Genomic DNA, 14701 nt, shown 5'->3' on the forward strand with positions numbered 1-14701 from the left:
ATAAACGTTTTATTCAGTAGGAATACGCTCATCAATCATTTTTAAAGGCATACCTTCCATTAAATCGATTAAGTCTAAAATGTCTCTTACTTTTTCTTCTTCTTCCGCTTGTTCTGTTACAAACCATTGTAAAAAGATTTCAGAAGTGAAATCGCCTACTTTTCTTGCGGTTTTGAATACGTGGTGAATAGATTTGGTAACCTCTATTTCTGCATCTAACGAAGCTTCAAAAATAGCTCGTAAGCTTTCAAATTCGTGAGCAACTTCAGTAGCTACAGGTGACATTGCACTACCTCCGTTATCGTTAATAAATTTGAATATTTTCATCATGTGCTCTCTTTCTTCTTCAGCTTGCTTATAAAAGTATGCGGCGCTATTTCTAAGTTCTCTTTGATCGCACCATGATGCCATGGCTAAGTATTTAGAAGAAGCTTGTTGCTCCATCGTTATTTGGTGGTTTAGCAAATCAACTACTTCCACATCTAAAATCATGTCTCTTCTTATTGCTGTTTCCATAATATTTTGTTTAGTTTTAATACTATAAAGATACAGATTATAAGACTCTAAAAAGAATAGAGGGGCTAATTTAAAGCTAGTCTTAGTAAAGGGTTTTCTGTTTGAAAACAGATAAAAGAAGTTCTCTTAATTCTATAAGTTGTGGTACTTCTAAGAATAATACATGCTTGTTGTCTGCTGCAAAAAGGAGTACGAAGTTATCTCCGTCGATAATCGTTTCTAATGATTCGTAAGAAGTGTATTCTAATACTTTTTTCCTGAAGGTTAATAGTTGGCAAAAAGTAAAGTCTATTACTTTATAGCCTAAATCTAGTTGGTAGCAGTTTCTGCCACCACAAGATATTTTAAACGATACATCTTCTGTTAAAAAATTCATTCGGCAAATATAATTATTTTTAATGAATCTAAAGAAGAATAATGTAAGCAATAAAAAAGCCCGCAAATTTGCGGGCTTTTTTATTATAAAATGTCTTTTAAGACTAGATATTTAATGAATCAAATAACTCAACTAATTTAGGATTAGAAGGTCTTGGAGCATTAGAGTCTATAATCTTTCCTTCTGGATCTAATAAAATAAATCTTGGAATTCCTGATACTCTATACGCATCCATAAAAGCTTTATCTTCTTTAGCATATAATTGAACTCCTGATAATTCTTTATCAACAATCATTTTTTTCCAAGTCTCATAGTCTTTTTGTCTGTCAACAGAAATACTTACGAACTCGATGTTTTTATTATGGTATTTTTCTTCAACTTTCTTTAAGAATGGGATTTCGTTTTTACATGGTTGACACCAAGTAGCCCATAAATCGATATAAACATACTTACCTTTTAAATCATCTAAAGAAGTAGTACCACCAGCATTGTTTTCATAATCAACAAACTTAGGAGAATCAGCACCTTTAGCTAAGTTTTTAGCAATGTATTGCTTGTCGTTGTACATTTTAGTTAAGTACTTTTCTAAACCAGCAATACTTTGTTTTTGATTTGCTACGAAAGTAGAATCTAATGAAGCTCCTTCAAATCTTTTGTTAAAATCATCAACAAAAGAAGAAACTTTAGATCTGAAGTCTAATTCTGGTAAATCCATTAATTCTTTATCTCCGAATAATTTTTCTTGATTTAGAGAAGACTGAGCTAAGAAAGCACTTTCTTCAAAACCAACACCCGTATAAGTTATGGTTTCGTCAAATTCTTTAGCATCAAGCGTCATATTAATGTCGGCTCCATTTTTTAAGTATAAAGTAGCATATTCTTTACCATCAAAAAGTCTGTAGAAACCATCTTTTACGTTCATAGTATCTTTAAAAGTTCCATCCTCACCAACTTTAATTACTTTGTTGAATTTAAATTGAGGGTTTGAGATGGTAACAGTTTCAGAGTTTTTGTTAGTGATTTTTCCAGAAAAAGTCACATAATCTTTTTGCTCCTCTTTACATGAAACTAAGGCAATAGAAAATGCCAATAAGTAAACTAGTTTTTTCATTAGGGTGTATGTTTAATTTTGCTATCCAGCGTTATAATAAGCGTCTAAATTAGTGATTTTAAATGAAAGCGCAATTTTTTAACATTTTCCTAACTGTTTTAAAGTTGTATACCTGCCTGAATTCTAATCTTATAATTACCCTAACCAACCTTCACGGTCTAAACTTCTATATTGAATTGCTTCGGTAATATGTTCGGATTGTATATTTCTGGATGAAGCTAAATCAGCAATGGTACGAGATACTTTTAAAATTCTGTCATAAGCCCTAGCCGATAGGTTTAACTTTTCCATGGCGATTTTTAATAAATTCTTACTTTCTTCTGATAATTTACAAAATTCACGAATTTGCTTTACATTCATTTGTGCGTTGTAATGAATGTTTTCAAAGTCTTTAAATCTAGTTGTTTGTATTTCACGAGCATGGGTAACTCTTTTTCTAATATCTACACTACTTTCTCCTTTTCGTTCATCAGAAAGTTTATCAAAGGGCACTGGTGTAACTTCAATGTGAATATCAATTCTATCTAACAAAGGACCAGAAATTTTACTTAAATATCGCTGCATTTCAGCAGGAGAGGAAGTAACAGGAGAGTCAGGATTATTAAAATAACCGGAAGGGCTAGGGTTCATACTAGCGACTAACATAAAACTACTGGGGTAGTTTACGGTAAAACGTGCTCGTGATATGGTTACTTCTCTATCTTCTAATGGTTGACGCATTACTTCTAAAACTGTACGCTTAAATTCGGGAAGTTCATCTAAAAATAAAACACCATTATGTGCCAAAGATATTTCTCCAGGTTGAGGATATTGTCCTCCACCTACGAGTGCAACATCAGATATTGTGTGATGTGGTGAGCGAAAGGGACGTTGATACATTAAACCAGTATTCTTTACTTTTCCTACAACGGAATGTATTTTAGTTGTTTCTAAAGCTTCGTGTAAGGTCATAGGAGGAAGAATGGAAGGTAAGCGTTTTGCTAACATTGTTTTACCCGCTCCTGGAGGTCCGATAAGAATAATATTATGTCCGCCAGCTGCGGCAATTTCCATGCAACGTTTTATAGATTCTTGCCCTTTTACATCAGCAAAATCAAATTCTGGAAAATCAATATGTTTGTAAAATTCAGCGCGGGTGTCAACGGTTGTAGGTACAATTAGTTTATTACCATCGAAATGATTGATAACTTCCATAATATTGTCTACCCCAAGAATATTTAAGTCATTAACAATAGCAGCCTCTTTAGCATTTTCTTTGGGAAGGATGAAGTGTTTAAAACCTTCTTCACGAGCTTTAATAGCAATAGGTAGAGCTCCTTTTATAGGTTGTAAACTTCCATCAAGAGAAAGTTCTCCCATAATAATATATTCGTCAATCTGTTCTGATTTTATTTGATTGGAGGCAGCTAAAATTCCAACAGCTAAAGTTAAATCATAGGCAGCACCTTCTTTACGTATATCGGCAGGTGCCATGTTAATAATGATTTTCTTTCCAGGGAGTTTGTAACTGTTGTTGGCTAAAGCAGCAGAGATTCGATACGAACTTTCACTTACAGCTTTATCAGGTAACCCCACCAAGTGGTATCCTATACCTTTATCAATGTTTACTTCAACGGTAATTGTGGTTGCTTCAATACCAAAAACAGCACTTCCATAGACTTTTACTAGCATATTTTTCTCTTTTCGTTAAAGATAGAGAAAAAAATAAAATTTACTGTAATCGCATTTGTTGTGGATTCCAACGAGTTGGGTCGTTCTTTTTTAAGAAACCTTTTAAAAGATTGTTGTTCTGATAATCGGTATAATCATCATAAATTAATGAAGTTGGCTTTTTACTTAGTTTATTAAATGGAATCGAAAAAGAGTTATTGTCAATGTCTTGTTGACTTACAATAAAAAATGATAATTCATTTAAATTTAGATTTTTATTTATTGTTGATGAATCATAAAAATTTGTAGAGACGTTAGAAAAGGTATAAATACTTTTAGGAGTTTTTTCCTTTTTATCTATTTCTTGAGCGGTAGTAGAAAATACGACTGCTATTAAAAAAACGGTAGTAATAATATTTTTCATAAAGTTTAGATTTATAAAAGTAGTACCAATAATTATGCCTTTTTTGATTTAGGAAAAATATATCGATACATTTTACGAATACTTATAAATATTAAAACGACTAAAATAATAGCGACTATAGGTAAAAAAATAGAAAAAGCTGACATCACCACAGAAGTACCTGTTTCTACAGTTGAAATAACCGGATTAGCAATTCCACCAGTTGTTGTTGTAGAGGTGAGTCGAGTAGAGGCAGCAGTGCCTTTAATGGCTGTAGCTGTTCCACCACCAGCAATAATTGCTAAAGCCCAAGTGATAACAGGGGATAAATCTGCTACAGTTGAAACCATTACAGCAGTGCCGGCAATAGCAGCCAACGGAACAGCTATGGTATCGAGTAGGTTATCAAACCAAGGAATATAATATGCAAATATTTCTAATATTGTAGCTACTCCTAATGCTATAATAGCAGGAGTACTTGCTACCCACAGCCAGTTTTCATTTAATGGAATAACATTATAATATCCTGCTAAGCTTAACGCAAATAGAGGTAAAAAGACTCTAAACCCTACAGAAGCAGCTAAGCCAATTCCTAAAAATATGCTGATAATAGTTTCTGGTGTCATATATTTTTTATTGAAAGATATAAAAAAAGCCTCTTTTTTTAAAAAGAGGCTTTTAAATATTATAATACGAATACTAAATTAGTTAGAGTTAAATCTATCTAAACCAGTTTTTAACCAATTGTAGTAAGTTGTATGATCTGTATATTGTTGAGGTGAGTTTAATACCTCTAATTCTGGACTCATTAATACATAGAATGGTTGAGAAGCTGTTTTAAAGTTAGCAGCTTGTAAAGTAGCCCACTTATCACCATAAGTTCTAATTCTCTTTACTTTTCCGTTAGATTTGATAAAGTCAAATTGCTCTTCTTCTGGTAATGTTCTTTGGTGGTCATCTACATATAATGAAATTAATACATAATCATCATTAATTAAAGAGTAGATGTTTGGTTGACTCCAAATATTCTCTTCCATCTTACGACAGTTAACACATGCCCATCCTGTAAAATCTAATAATACTGGTTTGTTAACTGATTTTGCGTAAGCAATACCTTCATCAAAATCTTTAAAACAGTTTAAGTTAAGAGGACAGTGATTATCTTTTTGATAGATACTGTGGAATTTAGGTGGAGCAAATCCACTTAATAATTCATTTTGGCTCCAAGCTGGTTTCTCCATAACTCCAGGAGCTAAATATACAGCTAAACCTAAAGCACCAATTCCCATTAATACTCTAAAAAGAGTCATTTTACCATATCTTTTACCAATAAATCCAAATAGGTAAAGCGCTAATAAAAATGCAATTAATGCCCATATACCAATAAAGATTTCTCTTTTTAATAATCCCCAGTGACCTACTAAATCTGCATTTGATAAGAATTTGAAAGCAAAAGCTAATTCAATAAATCCTAAAACAACTTTAACAGTATTTAACCATCCACCAGATTTTGGTAATGTGTTTAACCAGTTAGGGAACATTGCAAATAAAGCAAAAGGTAAAGCTAAAGCTAAACCAAACCCAACCATACCAACTGATAATTGCATAGCACCACCACTTAATGATCCTGCTAATAATGATCCTAAAATAGGACCTGTACAAGAGAATGATACAATAGCTAAAGTTAATGCCATGAAGAAAATTCCGATTACTCCACCAACATTAGATGCACTATCAGCCTTATTACTCCAAGAGCTAGGTAATGTTAATTCATAAAATCCGAAGAAAGAACCTGCGAAGAATATTAAAACAACAAAGAAAAATAAGTTTAACCAAATGTTCGTTGAAATACTGTTTAATATTTCAGGATCTAACGTGTCTAAGAAATGGAAAGGAAGACTTATTAACCCATATATTAATACGATAAAGAAACCGTATAAAACAGCACTACCAACACCTTTTCCTTTTTTCTCAGTACGCTTTGTGAAAAAAGATACAGTTAAAGGAACCATTGGGAATACACATGGAGTTAAGAAAGCTAATAATCCACCAACAAAACCTAGTAAGAAAATGTTTAATAGGCTATTGTCTTCTTCTTCACCTGAGCTTGATTCAGTCGAACTTTTTAATAATACGGTATTTTTTAAGTCTAAGTTTAAAGTTTGAGATAGTTCTTTACTTTTGTCATCAACTTCAGCAACTGTTTGTGTTACTTTTTCTCCTGTTAATGAGAATGTGAAGTCTTCATCAAAAGGTAAACAGTATTCTTTACACACTTGTGCGTCAAGATTTAACGTAACTTTTGTTAATGTAGAATCAGAAACAGTAATTCTTTGTATTAACTTACCTTCTTCAACAAAAAAGATCTCATCTTTTCCCCAGATTTCACTAAACTGAGTTTCTGTTTCACTTTCCTTGGCTTTACCATTTAAGGTATATCCAGATTGTCCTTCTGCTGGTGCAATTGTCATAGGTAGTGAAGCATCTTCAGGGTTGTATTGAGAATATAAATGCCAGTCTTCAGCAATTAACACGTCAAAAATTAAGTCGTACTCAGTATCAGAGATTTTCTCTACCTTAGGAGTAACAACTACGGGGTTATCGTCAGATTGAGAATAAACCGCTAAACCTATGAATAATAAAAATAGAGTAAAGAATTTTTTCATTCTATATGTAGTTTGATGGGGTTAATTAAATACTAATTTTTAATAGTTTGGTTGTTTTTTCTGTTGGTAAAAAGCGTCTATCTTGTCGTTTTCCTACTATCCAAATAACTTCGTTTTTACTAGAACAGAGCAACCAAATTTTATTTTTGTTTACAATTGATATTTTTTCGTCTTTAAAATATTTACTTACTTTTTTTCGACCTATCATTCCTTTAGGATAAAAAAAGTCGCCGGATTTCCACCGTCTGAGTTTTAGAGGGAAGTTAAGAAGTTCATAATCAACATAAATGTTTTCTTTATTAATGTTAGTTTTTTTTAGAACTTTTTTTAGTTGCAGCTTTATCGGTGCTGTAATTTCTTTGTTTTCCTCCCTAATAATGAAATATTCCTTTTCAAAGGAACTTTTTTCATTAGTGCGTAAAAGTAATAAAAAATCTCTGTCTTTCAACAAAGTATAAAATTTTGTTAAAATCTGCTTGCCAGATTGTGCATAAATCAAGTTGTAAACATCGTTCCATTCCGTGAATTTATAGGACTTTAGCAGCTGGTAGAGGTATGCTTTTGGGTTGGATAACTTTAACAGTTTTTCAATATTTATTTTTAATAAATCTCCCTCTTTTGAGACAATTTCATGGGTAATGTCCGCTATTTTATCATCAATAATTTGTTGAGACTCTTTTAAATGATCAATTGTTTTATTGAAGTTTTTTAAAACGCTGTCATTCAATTCTTTTAGTGTAGGTACAATCTGGTGGCGTATTTTATTTCGAAGATATTTGGTTTCTGAATTACTTTCATCTTCACGCCATTCAATATTATTTTTTTTGGCAAAGGTTATAATCTCTTCACGAGAAAAAATAAGTAAAGGTCTAATGATATTTTTATTAATTGAAGGAATTCCTGTTAAGCCTTCTAAACCAGTACCTCGAGAGAGATTAATTAAAAATGTCTCTAAATTATCATCAGCATGATGGGCTGTTAATATATAATCAAAATTATTTTCTTTACTTAGGGAGTCAAACCAACTGTAACGTAACTCTCTTGCTGCTAGTTGTGTTGATAATTTATTTTTAGTAGTATATTCATTAGTGTTAAAGCGTGTTGTAAATGTTTGAATGTTCAAACTTTTTCCTAACTCTTTAATAAAGAGTTCATCTAAATCACTTTCTTTTCCTCTTAGTTGAAAATTACAGTGTGCTAACGAAGTATTAAACTGTAGTTGATGTAAGAGGTGTGTTAGTACAACACTATCAACTCCCCCAGAAATAGCAATTAGTAACTTTTTTTCTTTTAAAAAAGAAAATTGTTCGTCAATATGTTTTGCTAATTGTTGGAGCATGTGAATAATAATTATTGTAATTGAGTGTTTAGCCAGTTTACAACATCTTGTAGCATTTCTTCTTTACATAAGTCATTTTGTAACTCATGATATCCTCCTTCGTATAGTTTTATACTAGCTTTAGGCGTATTGTTAGCAAAAGCCTCCGTGCCTTTATAATCAATAATTTTATCACCTGTACCGTGTAATAGTAACATTGGTGTTTTTAAAGAAGGTGCATTTTTTATAGCCCATTCACCAGCATCAATAAATGATAAAGAAAAATTAGGACTTACTTTATCATGAACTAATGAGTCATTTATATATTTTTCAACTTCAATAGGGTCGCGAGATATATCGTTAGCATCTAACTCATTTCCTAAAGTAATTGAGGGAGCTATTTTTTGCATTATTTTTCCTAACGAAAGTTTCCAAGTAGGCGGCTGAAAAGCTAAACGTAAAAAAGGACTGGTAGCTATGACTCCTTTTAGATGATGTTTTTCTCTAAGCGTGTAATTAATTACAGTGTTGCCTCCCATAGAGTGCCCATATAAAAACGTAGGTTTATCACCAAAAACCTCTTTAGTTTTTTCAATAAGTTTAGTAACACTTTTTAATACATAATTATACCCTGGATTGTGTCCTCTTTTCCCTGTTGTTTTTCCATGACCAAAATGATCAAAAGTAACTACACCAAAATTATTATCGGTTAGTTTTTTTGCAACATGTTTATACCTTCCAGAATGTTCTCCCATTCCGTGAATAATTACCACTATGGCTTTTACAGTTTCTGGTTGCCAATACTGACCAAAAAACTCAGTTTTATGAAAATTGAATGTGAATGTATGGTGTGTCATTAGTCTCTTGTAATATTTCCGTCTTCTAAAATATTAAAAATAATAGTAGAAGGAGCGTCAGAAATATATTCAACTAATTCAATACTATTTTTATTAAGAGTAGAGGTAGTTTTTAACATTCCTTCCGCAATTTCGTCATAAGCCAATACTTGACTATTAATTATATTAAATTGTTTATCGTAAGTCACCAACATAGAGATTAACTCAGTATTATTTGGATAGAAATAATATACTACTGATTGAAAATTTTCTGATATTTTAGGAAGATAAGAAATGCCAATTTTAGCGTTCTCTTCATTTAATTGTTCTTCAAAAATTGAAGGAAGCTTTAAAAGCTCTTGTTGTGGTTTTGTTAATAATTTACCCTCTACATGATTGCTAAAGTTTGTACTATCAACCAAAGGAACATTTTTAGTAGGATAATCGTTTAAAAATGAATACTTGTTTGCTTTACAAGACGTCATTGATGCAATGATAGCAACGAACAGTATAAGTTTAATTGTGTTTTTCATCTCTTTATTTTTTGTAATAGTTTTTTGATTAGAAATACTTTTTCTGAGTATTTGCTATAAATATAGTTAACTTTTGTTAGTGTGCGTTAAAACATATTTCATAGCCTTGGCTTTGAGTAAACATTCTTCATACTCCTTTTCTGGAGTAGATTTTGCTGTAATAGCCCCACCAACTGAGTATGAAACGTATTTGTTCTCGGAATTGTATAAAATACTTCGGATAACTACGTTAAAATCGAAGTCGCCATTAGGAGTAAAATAGCCTACGGTTCCAGAGTATAGGCCACGTTTGGTTTCTTCTAGGTCTTCAATGATTTTCATGGCAGAAATTTTTGGAGCTCCGGTCATACTTCCCATAGGAAAAGTATCTTTAATTACATCAACTGGATGTGTGGTATTTTCAATTTCTGAAACTACGGTAGAAATCATTTGATGTACTTGCTTAAACGAATATACTTTACATAGTTCTTCTACTTGGACACTTCCTTTTTTAGCTGTTCTTGATAAGTCGTTACGAACTAAATCTACAATCATAATATTTTCTGACCGTTCTTTTTCATCACGAGCTAAATCAAAAGCTATTTTTTCATCTTCAATCGGGTCAATCAAACGTTTTGCTGTCCCTTTAATAGGTTGCGAAATAATTTTAGAATTTTCTTTTCTAATATATCGTTCGGGAGTTGCAGATAGTAGGTAATGATTGTCGTTTCTGAAAAAAGTAGCAAATGGAGGTTCCGATATTTTGTTTAATTGTGTGTATACTTTATAGGGGTTTATAACTGTGTTTTCTGCATAGAATTCTTGACAGAAGTTAGCTTCATAAATATCTCCTCTATGTATATGTTCTAATACTTTTTCTACTTTTTGATAGTATTCATCTTTATGGATACGTAGTTTTATTTTTACTTCATCTGTTTCTTCTTGTTCATAATTATTAATAGAAGGGTTTGTTTCAATAATATCTTCAAAATCTTCTTCTAATTCATCATCAATCATTTGTAAGTAATGAAATTCAACAGTATTTCCTTTGATGAATAGTAGTTTTTGAGGTTGAAAAAAATATAAATCAGGAAGATGAAGTCCGTCAAAATTCTTAGAAGTTAGTTTTTCTACATCATTTTTAACATCATAACTAATGTAGCCAAAGATATAGTCTTTAGTGAAAGACTGATATTCTTTTAGCTTATCAAAAGCGTTGTGGTAGTCTGTTTTAATAGAAGTAAACTCTTCTATAGCTAAAGCGCAATCAAAAGAGCTATATTGTTGCTCGTAATTGTTAGAATCTAGCCAAATAGCTGTTTCAAATTGTTTAGCCCAAACAAACAGTTTTTGCTTGAAGAGTTCAGGGGTGTCTATAGAAAAAATACGGACGGTTCTTGACATTGCCACAAAAATAAGAAACCCGATAGAAATACTACTATCGGGTTTGGGTTTTATATAATTTATAGGGTTATTCTTTTTTTTTTGTAACTTCAGCTAACTAATCGCTAACTCTTTCCAATAATCACTATAAAAATTTGAGGTTTCTAATAATTGCTTATGATTTCCTTTTATGGTGGTTTCTCCTTTTTCTAATACATATATAGTGTCGGCATATTTTTTTAGGGTTTCTAAACGGTGGGAAATAAACAGTACGCCCATTTGCTCTTTTAATCTAGTAATTAATTGGATACTGAACTTTTCAGTTTTTCTATCCATAGCAGCAGTGGCTTCGTCTAAAATAAGCAATTGTGGTTTTTTATATAAAACACGTGCTAGGGCTATGATTTGTTTTTGCCCTCCTGATAAATTCACTCCTTCTTCTCCTAGTATTGTAGTATATCCTTGTGGAAATTCTTTAATGAATTCTTCAAAACCGTGTTCTTGACAAAATTTTACAACGTTTTCTGGGGTGCCTTCTTTTCCTAATAAAATATTGTCTAATACATTACCGTTAAAAATGGTGATTTCTTGTGGTACAACTCCTACTAAGTTTCTCCAACTAGTTAACTCAATATCGTTAAGAGTGTCTTTTTTATTGACGATTATTGTCCCGTTTTCAAAATCGTAGAATTTCTGTAGTATTTGTCCTAAGGTGCTTTTGCCACTTCCGCTTTCTCCAACAATTGCTGAGAGCTCTCCTTTTTTTATGGTAAGGTTTACTTTTTTTAATAGTTGACTTCTGCCTGCAAAACGAAAAGATAGGTCGTTTATTTGTAGGTGTTCAAAATTTGTGAGTTCTATTGTTCCTTGTTTCTCTTTTTCTATCGATGTAAACTCAAACATACGGTTAAAGGCTATTTTTGCTTCGTTTATAGGTATGGTAATTAGAGCTAAGTTGGTTATTGATGGTAATAGCGAGCCTGCAATACCTAATATTGCCATTAATTCTCCTAATAGCATTTGCTTTTGATATACTTGGTATGAGGTATATGATAAAATAGCCATTAAAAACAAGACTCCTGCAGTACCTGAGAGTAGTGCTAAACGTACATTTATTTTGCCTAAATCAACAATTTTATTTTGCAGGTTACCAAATACTAATTGATTTATCTTTTGAAAGAATGATTGCCTGTTGTAGTTTTTTATAGTGGCTATGCCTTGCATTGAGCTGATGTAATTGCTTTCGTTTAGGGCATAACTTTGCATGACTTCTTTTTGCGATTTGATAATTTTATGATTGAATCGGTATATTATGAAAAAGTAAATAGGCAAACTAACCAAAGCGATAATACCTACTTTCCATGAGTAGAAAAATAAAAAACCAAACGATACTAATACAACTAAAGCATCAATAACTACATTGCTGGCTATGAACTTGATTACTTTTTGCACTCTGTTTGTATCGTTTAATCTCGCTACTAATTCTCCTATTTTACGGGTGTCAAAAAAAGGTTTTGGTAAATGGAGTAAAGAGGTGTAAAAAGAGTCAATTATTCGGTTGTTGAAGTCTTTTGATTGTCGTATTAATAACAATTCTCTTAAGGAGGTAAAGCCAATTCTTACTAGTAACAAAAAGGTTAGAAGCCCAATGCCCGATATTAATTTTTTGGTGTTTTGTGATGGTAAAATATCATCGATTAGTTTTTGAGAAAATACAGACATTGCCATTCCTAATACGGCAATTCCTACTCCTAGTACGATACTTGTGGTGAGTAATTGCTTATCTTCTTGTAATAGTTGAAAAAACCATTGTTTTTTTGACTTTTTTGTTTCTTCCGCTTTTATAAATTTTTCGTTAGGGCTTAGGGTTAAGCAGGTTTTAGAAATCCATATTTTTTCTAGTTCTTCTTTAGTAAGGGTTGAAATTCCTTTTCCTGGGTCGCCTATGATGAACTGGTTGTTTTTAAACCCATAACAAACCACGTAGTGTTGTAATTTGTTTTCTAGAAGTACGTGTAGTATTAATGGGGCATCATGATCTATCAATGCTTGAATGTCTGCTTCGTTACCTTGTGCTGTAAAACCTATTTGGTTGGCAGTTTGATATAGACCTAATAAGGTGGTTCCTTGGCGTGTTGTACCGCTTAATTCTCTTAATTTTTCTATGGAGTTTGCTCCTCCGTAATATTGAATTAACGATAATAAACAGGCCACTCCACAATCAGATTGGTCATGTTGTAATACATGGGTTTTATGAATGTTTTTTTTGTTCATAAATTTATTTTCTAACAGGGTTTACACAGTTTTACAAAAAATAAGTCACTATTTAACTTTTAAACTTTTCAATTATGTCGGTTTCATTTTTTTTTGATAAAAAACGAAACAAAAAATCAAGTCTAAACAAGGAAATTACTCCGTATCGTTCTCTCAGTAAACTTCATGCGTTATGCTCCGCACCGCAATTCTGTTTCTTCGTTCACTATTTCTACGTTTAGATAGGGATACTGCTTTTTGGTAATGATGTATTTACTATAACAATACAGTATCTTCTCCTTCACTCAAATCAACAAAACATTTCTTTTATCTAAAATTTACTTTTTTTACCATTAAAATGTATTTTTTCTTTCATGCCATTTTTTGTTACGGAATGACTTTTAAAATATCTTCTATTTTGGTAGCTCCTTTAAATTTTTGCAGTAGTTCTTGGTTTTTGTTATATACTACGATATAGGGTATAGAGTATACATCGAAAATAGTGGCAAACTTAGCCTTGGTATCTTCTAAGAAAGTAACATTTTTTTGATTATCTAATTTATAGCTTATAGCAAACTGTATGATTTGCTCTTTTTTTTCATAAGAAACAAATATCAATTGCGTGTGTTTAAAATCTTGTAAGCGTTTTTGAATTTTTGTAGCTTCTGATTGACAATAGTCACACTCAGTATTAAAATAGACAAAAACCGTGGGTTTATTTTGTAAGTTGTTTTGCGTAAAATTTTCTCCGTTTAGGGTTGTAAAGGAAAAGTTAGGGATGGTTTTAATACGTCGTGCTACTTCCTTTTTATGGCTGAGCTTGGTAGTTATTTTATAGCCTAAAAAAGTAACAATTGCTAGCAATATAATTCCTATAACTAATTTGAGTTTTTTCTTCATTATATTATTTTTATTAACTATTTTTTATTTCGACTACGCTCAATGAACTTTTTGAACTAACCTTAGACTAGGTTAGGTTTAAGGTTAAAAACATCACTAACCCTAACCAAATAACCAAGCCAGTACCATAACTAGCTGCGGTGATTTCAAAACTTTTCCAATAGTTGTTTTTTAGTAGTTTGTGTACTCCATATACCAGTACAAAAAAGTAGGTTATTTCAAATAAGTTAATGGTTTGTAAAGGGTATATAAGCCAAGGTTCTAAATTTTCAATATCTAAAAAATTAATATAGCTTAGAGGATAAAACTGTTGAATGTCTTGTAAGGTATAGTTTGTTTTTATAAATAAAAAGTATAGTAGTTTTACAAAACCTACCAATACCAACACAAACTCTCCTAACAGGGCTATTCTAAATAGTTGTTTAAATTTTATCTTGTTTTCTGTGTCGTAAAAAAACAAGCCAACGTTTAAGCATAAGGCAACTAAACCTCCTCTTATTAAGACTAAAACAGGGATTATAGCATAACTTATCCATGACCATTTTTCTTGATTTTGAATTATTTGCTCTATTTGTTCTTTAGCAAACTGCTCTGAGTAAAAACCATATATTAAATCTTCTAAGGAAAGAAATTTATTAGTTAAGTAAGAGGCAAAAATGTAAAGTATGATGATTATAAATAATAGTTTCTTTTTCATTTTGGGTAAAGCATTATTGTTTGTCTACTCTCTTAATACAAGAAACAATAAATAAACAAGTCCCAGCAATGAAGTACGAT

14 protein-coding genes are annotated in these 14701 nt (G+C 31.5%); all 14 read right to left on the reverse strand.

Annotation, left to right across the window (positions count from 1 at the left end; genetic code table 11):
• Window positions 1-9 precede the first annotated feature (9 nt).
• The 14 genes from D6T69_RS04415 to D6T69_RS04480 all read right to left on the reverse strand — a co-directional run bounded on the left by D6T69_RS04415 (window position 10) and on the right by D6T69_RS04480 (window position 14621).
• Window positions 10-516, reverse strand: a complete 507-nt coding sequence (locus D6T69_RS04415; RefSeq protein WP_125066631.1) for a ferritin — start codon at window positions 514-516, stop codon at window positions 10-12.
• 82 nt (window positions 517-598) lie between these two features.
• Window positions 599-892: a hypothetical protein gene (locus D6T69_RS04420; RefSeq protein ID WP_240628360.1), complete on the reverse strand. Its 294-nt coding sequence runs from the start codon at window positions 890-892 to the stop codon at window positions 599-601.
• Between the two features lie 103 nt (window positions 893-995).
• Complete coding sequence (locus D6T69_RS04425) at window positions 996-2003, reverse strand: TlpA family protein disulfide reductase (protein ID WP_125066632.1); 1008 nt, start codon at window positions 2001-2003, stop codon at window positions 996-998.
• A 135-nt stretch (window positions 2004-2138) separates the two neighbouring features.
• Window positions 2139-3674, reverse strand: a complete 1536-nt coding sequence (locus tag D6T69_RS04430) for a YifB family Mg chelatase-like AAA ATPase (protein ID WP_125066633.1) — start codon at window positions 3672-3674, stop codon at window positions 2139-2141.
• A 40-nt stretch (window positions 3675-3714) separates the two neighbouring features.
• A complete protein-coding gene (locus D6T69_RS04435) occupies window positions 3715-4077 on the reverse strand; it encodes a hypothetical protein (protein ID WP_125066634.1) in 363 nt (120 codons plus the stop codon).
• Between the two features lie 32 nt (window positions 4078-4109).
• Window positions 4110-4682 (reverse strand): DUF4126 domain-containing protein, encoded by a 573-nt coding sequence (locus D6T69_RS04440; protein WP_125066635.1) that lies wholly within the window; start codon window positions 4680-4682, stop codon window positions 4110-4112.
• A gap of 78 nt (window positions 4683-4760) precedes the next feature.
• Window positions 4761-6722: a protein-disulfide reductase DsbD family protein gene (locus D6T69_RS04445; protein WP_125066636.1), complete on the reverse strand. Its 1962-nt coding sequence runs from the start codon at window positions 6720-6722 to the stop codon at window positions 4761-4763.
• Between the two features lie 25 nt (window positions 6723-6747).
• Window positions 6748-8061 carry a tRNA lysidine(34) synthetase TilS gene (gene tilS / locus D6T69_RS04450; protein WP_125066637.1) on the reverse strand — a complete coding sequence of 438 codons (1314 nt, stop codon included), beginning with the start codon at window positions 8059-8061 and terminating at the stop codon, window positions 6748-6750.
• A gap of 11 nt (window positions 8062-8072) precedes the next feature.
• Window positions 8073-8897: an alpha/beta hydrolase gene (locus D6T69_RS04455; RefSeq protein ID WP_125066638.1), complete on the reverse strand. Its 825-nt coding sequence runs from the start codon at window positions 8895-8897 to the stop codon at window positions 8073-8075.
• A complete protein-coding gene (locus D6T69_RS04460; protein WP_125066639.1) occupies window positions 8897-9409 on the reverse strand; it encodes a hypothetical protein in 513 nt (170 codons plus the stop codon). Before D6T69_RS04460 ends, D6T69_RS04455 begins: the two co-directional genes overlap by 1 nt.
• 66 nt (window positions 9410-9475) lie before the next feature.
• Window positions 9476-10792: an aminodeoxychorismate synthase component I gene (pabB, locus tag D6T69_RS04465; RefSeq protein ID WP_125066640.1), complete on the reverse strand. Its 1317-nt coding sequence runs from the start codon at window positions 10790-10792 to the stop codon at window positions 9476-9478.
• Window positions 10793-10885: 93 nt separating this feature from the next.
• Window positions 10886-13045 (reverse strand): peptidase domain-containing ABC transporter, encoded by a 2160-nt coding sequence (locus tag D6T69_RS04470; protein ID WP_125066641.1) that lies wholly within the window; start codon window positions 13043-13045, stop codon window positions 10886-10888.
• 366 nt (window positions 13046-13411) lie between these two features.
• On the reverse strand, window positions 13412-13924 hold the full coding sequence (locus tag D6T69_RS04475) for a TlpA family protein disulfide reductase (protein WP_125066642.1): 513 nt from the start codon (window positions 13922-13924) through the stop codon (window positions 13412-13414).
• A 67-nt stretch (window positions 13925-13991) separates the two neighbouring features.
• Window positions 13992-14621 (reverse strand): hypothetical protein, encoded by a 630-nt coding sequence (locus D6T69_RS04480; RefSeq protein ID WP_125066643.1) that lies wholly within the window; start codon window positions 14619-14621, stop codon window positions 13992-13994.
• Window positions 14622-14701 lie beyond the last annotated feature (80 nt).

The organism is Tenacibaculum singaporense, assembly GCF_003867015.1.
Lineage (GTDB): Bacteria > Bacteroidota > Bacteroidia > Flavobacteriales > Flavobacteriaceae > Polaribacter > Polaribacter singaporensis.

Excerpts from the sequence above, each read along its gene's own strand:
- D6T69_RS04415 (WP_125066631.1), bottom strand. The coding sequence starts at position 516 with ATGGAAACAGCAATAAGAAGAGACATGATTTTAGATGTGGAAGTAGTT.
- D6T69_RS04475 (WP_125066642.1), bottom strand. The coding sequence starts at position 13,924 with ATGAAGAAAAAACTCAAATTAGTTATAGGAATTATATTGCTAGCAATT.
- pabB (WP_125066640.1), bottom strand. The coding sequence starts at position 10,792 with ATGTCAAGAACCGTCCGTATTTTTTCTATAGACACCCCTGAACTCTTC.
- D6T69_RS04445 (WP_125066636.1), bottom strand. The coding sequence starts at position 6,722 with ATGAAAAAATTCTTTACTCTATTTTTATTATTCATAGGTTTAGCGGTT.
- D6T69_RS04420 (WP_240628360.1), bottom strand. The coding sequence starts at position 892 with ATGAATTTTTTAACAGAAGATGTATCGTTTAAAATATCTTGTGGTGGC.
- D6T69_RS04425 (WP_125066632.1), bottom strand. The coding sequence starts at position 2,003 with ATGAAAAAACTAGTTTACTTATTGGCATTTTCTATTGCCTTAGTTTCA.
- D6T69_RS04470 (WP_125066641.1), bottom strand. The coding sequence starts at position 13,045 with ATGAACAAAAAAAACATTCATAAAACCCATGTATTACAACATGACCAA.
- D6T69_RS04455 (WP_125066638.1), bottom strand. The coding sequence starts at position 8,897 with ATGACACACCATACATTCACATTCAATTTTCATAAAACTGAGTTTTTT.
- D6T69_RS04440 (WP_125066635.1), bottom strand. The coding sequence starts at position 4,682 with ATGACACCAGAAACTATTATCAGCATATTTTTAGGAATTGGCTTAGCT.
- D6T69_RS04435 (WP_125066634.1), bottom strand. The coding sequence starts at position 4,077 with ATGAAAAATATTATTACTACCGTTTTTTTAATAGCAGTCGTATTTTCT.
- tilS (WP_125066637.1), bottom strand. The coding sequence starts at position 8,061 with ATGCTCCAACAATTAGCAAAACATATTGACGAACAATTTTCTTTTTTA.
- D6T69_RS04460 (WP_125066639.1), bottom strand. The coding sequence starts at position 9,409 with ATGAAAAACACAATTAAACTTATACTGTTCGTTGCTATCATTGCATCA.
- D6T69_RS04480 (WP_125066643.1), bottom strand. The coding sequence starts at position 14,621 with ATGAAAAAGAAACTATTATTTATAATCATCATACTTTACATTTTTGCC.
- D6T69_RS04430 (WP_125066633.1), bottom strand. The coding sequence starts at position 3,674 with ATGCTAGTAAAAGTCTATGGAAGTGCTGTTTTTGGTATTGAAGCAACC.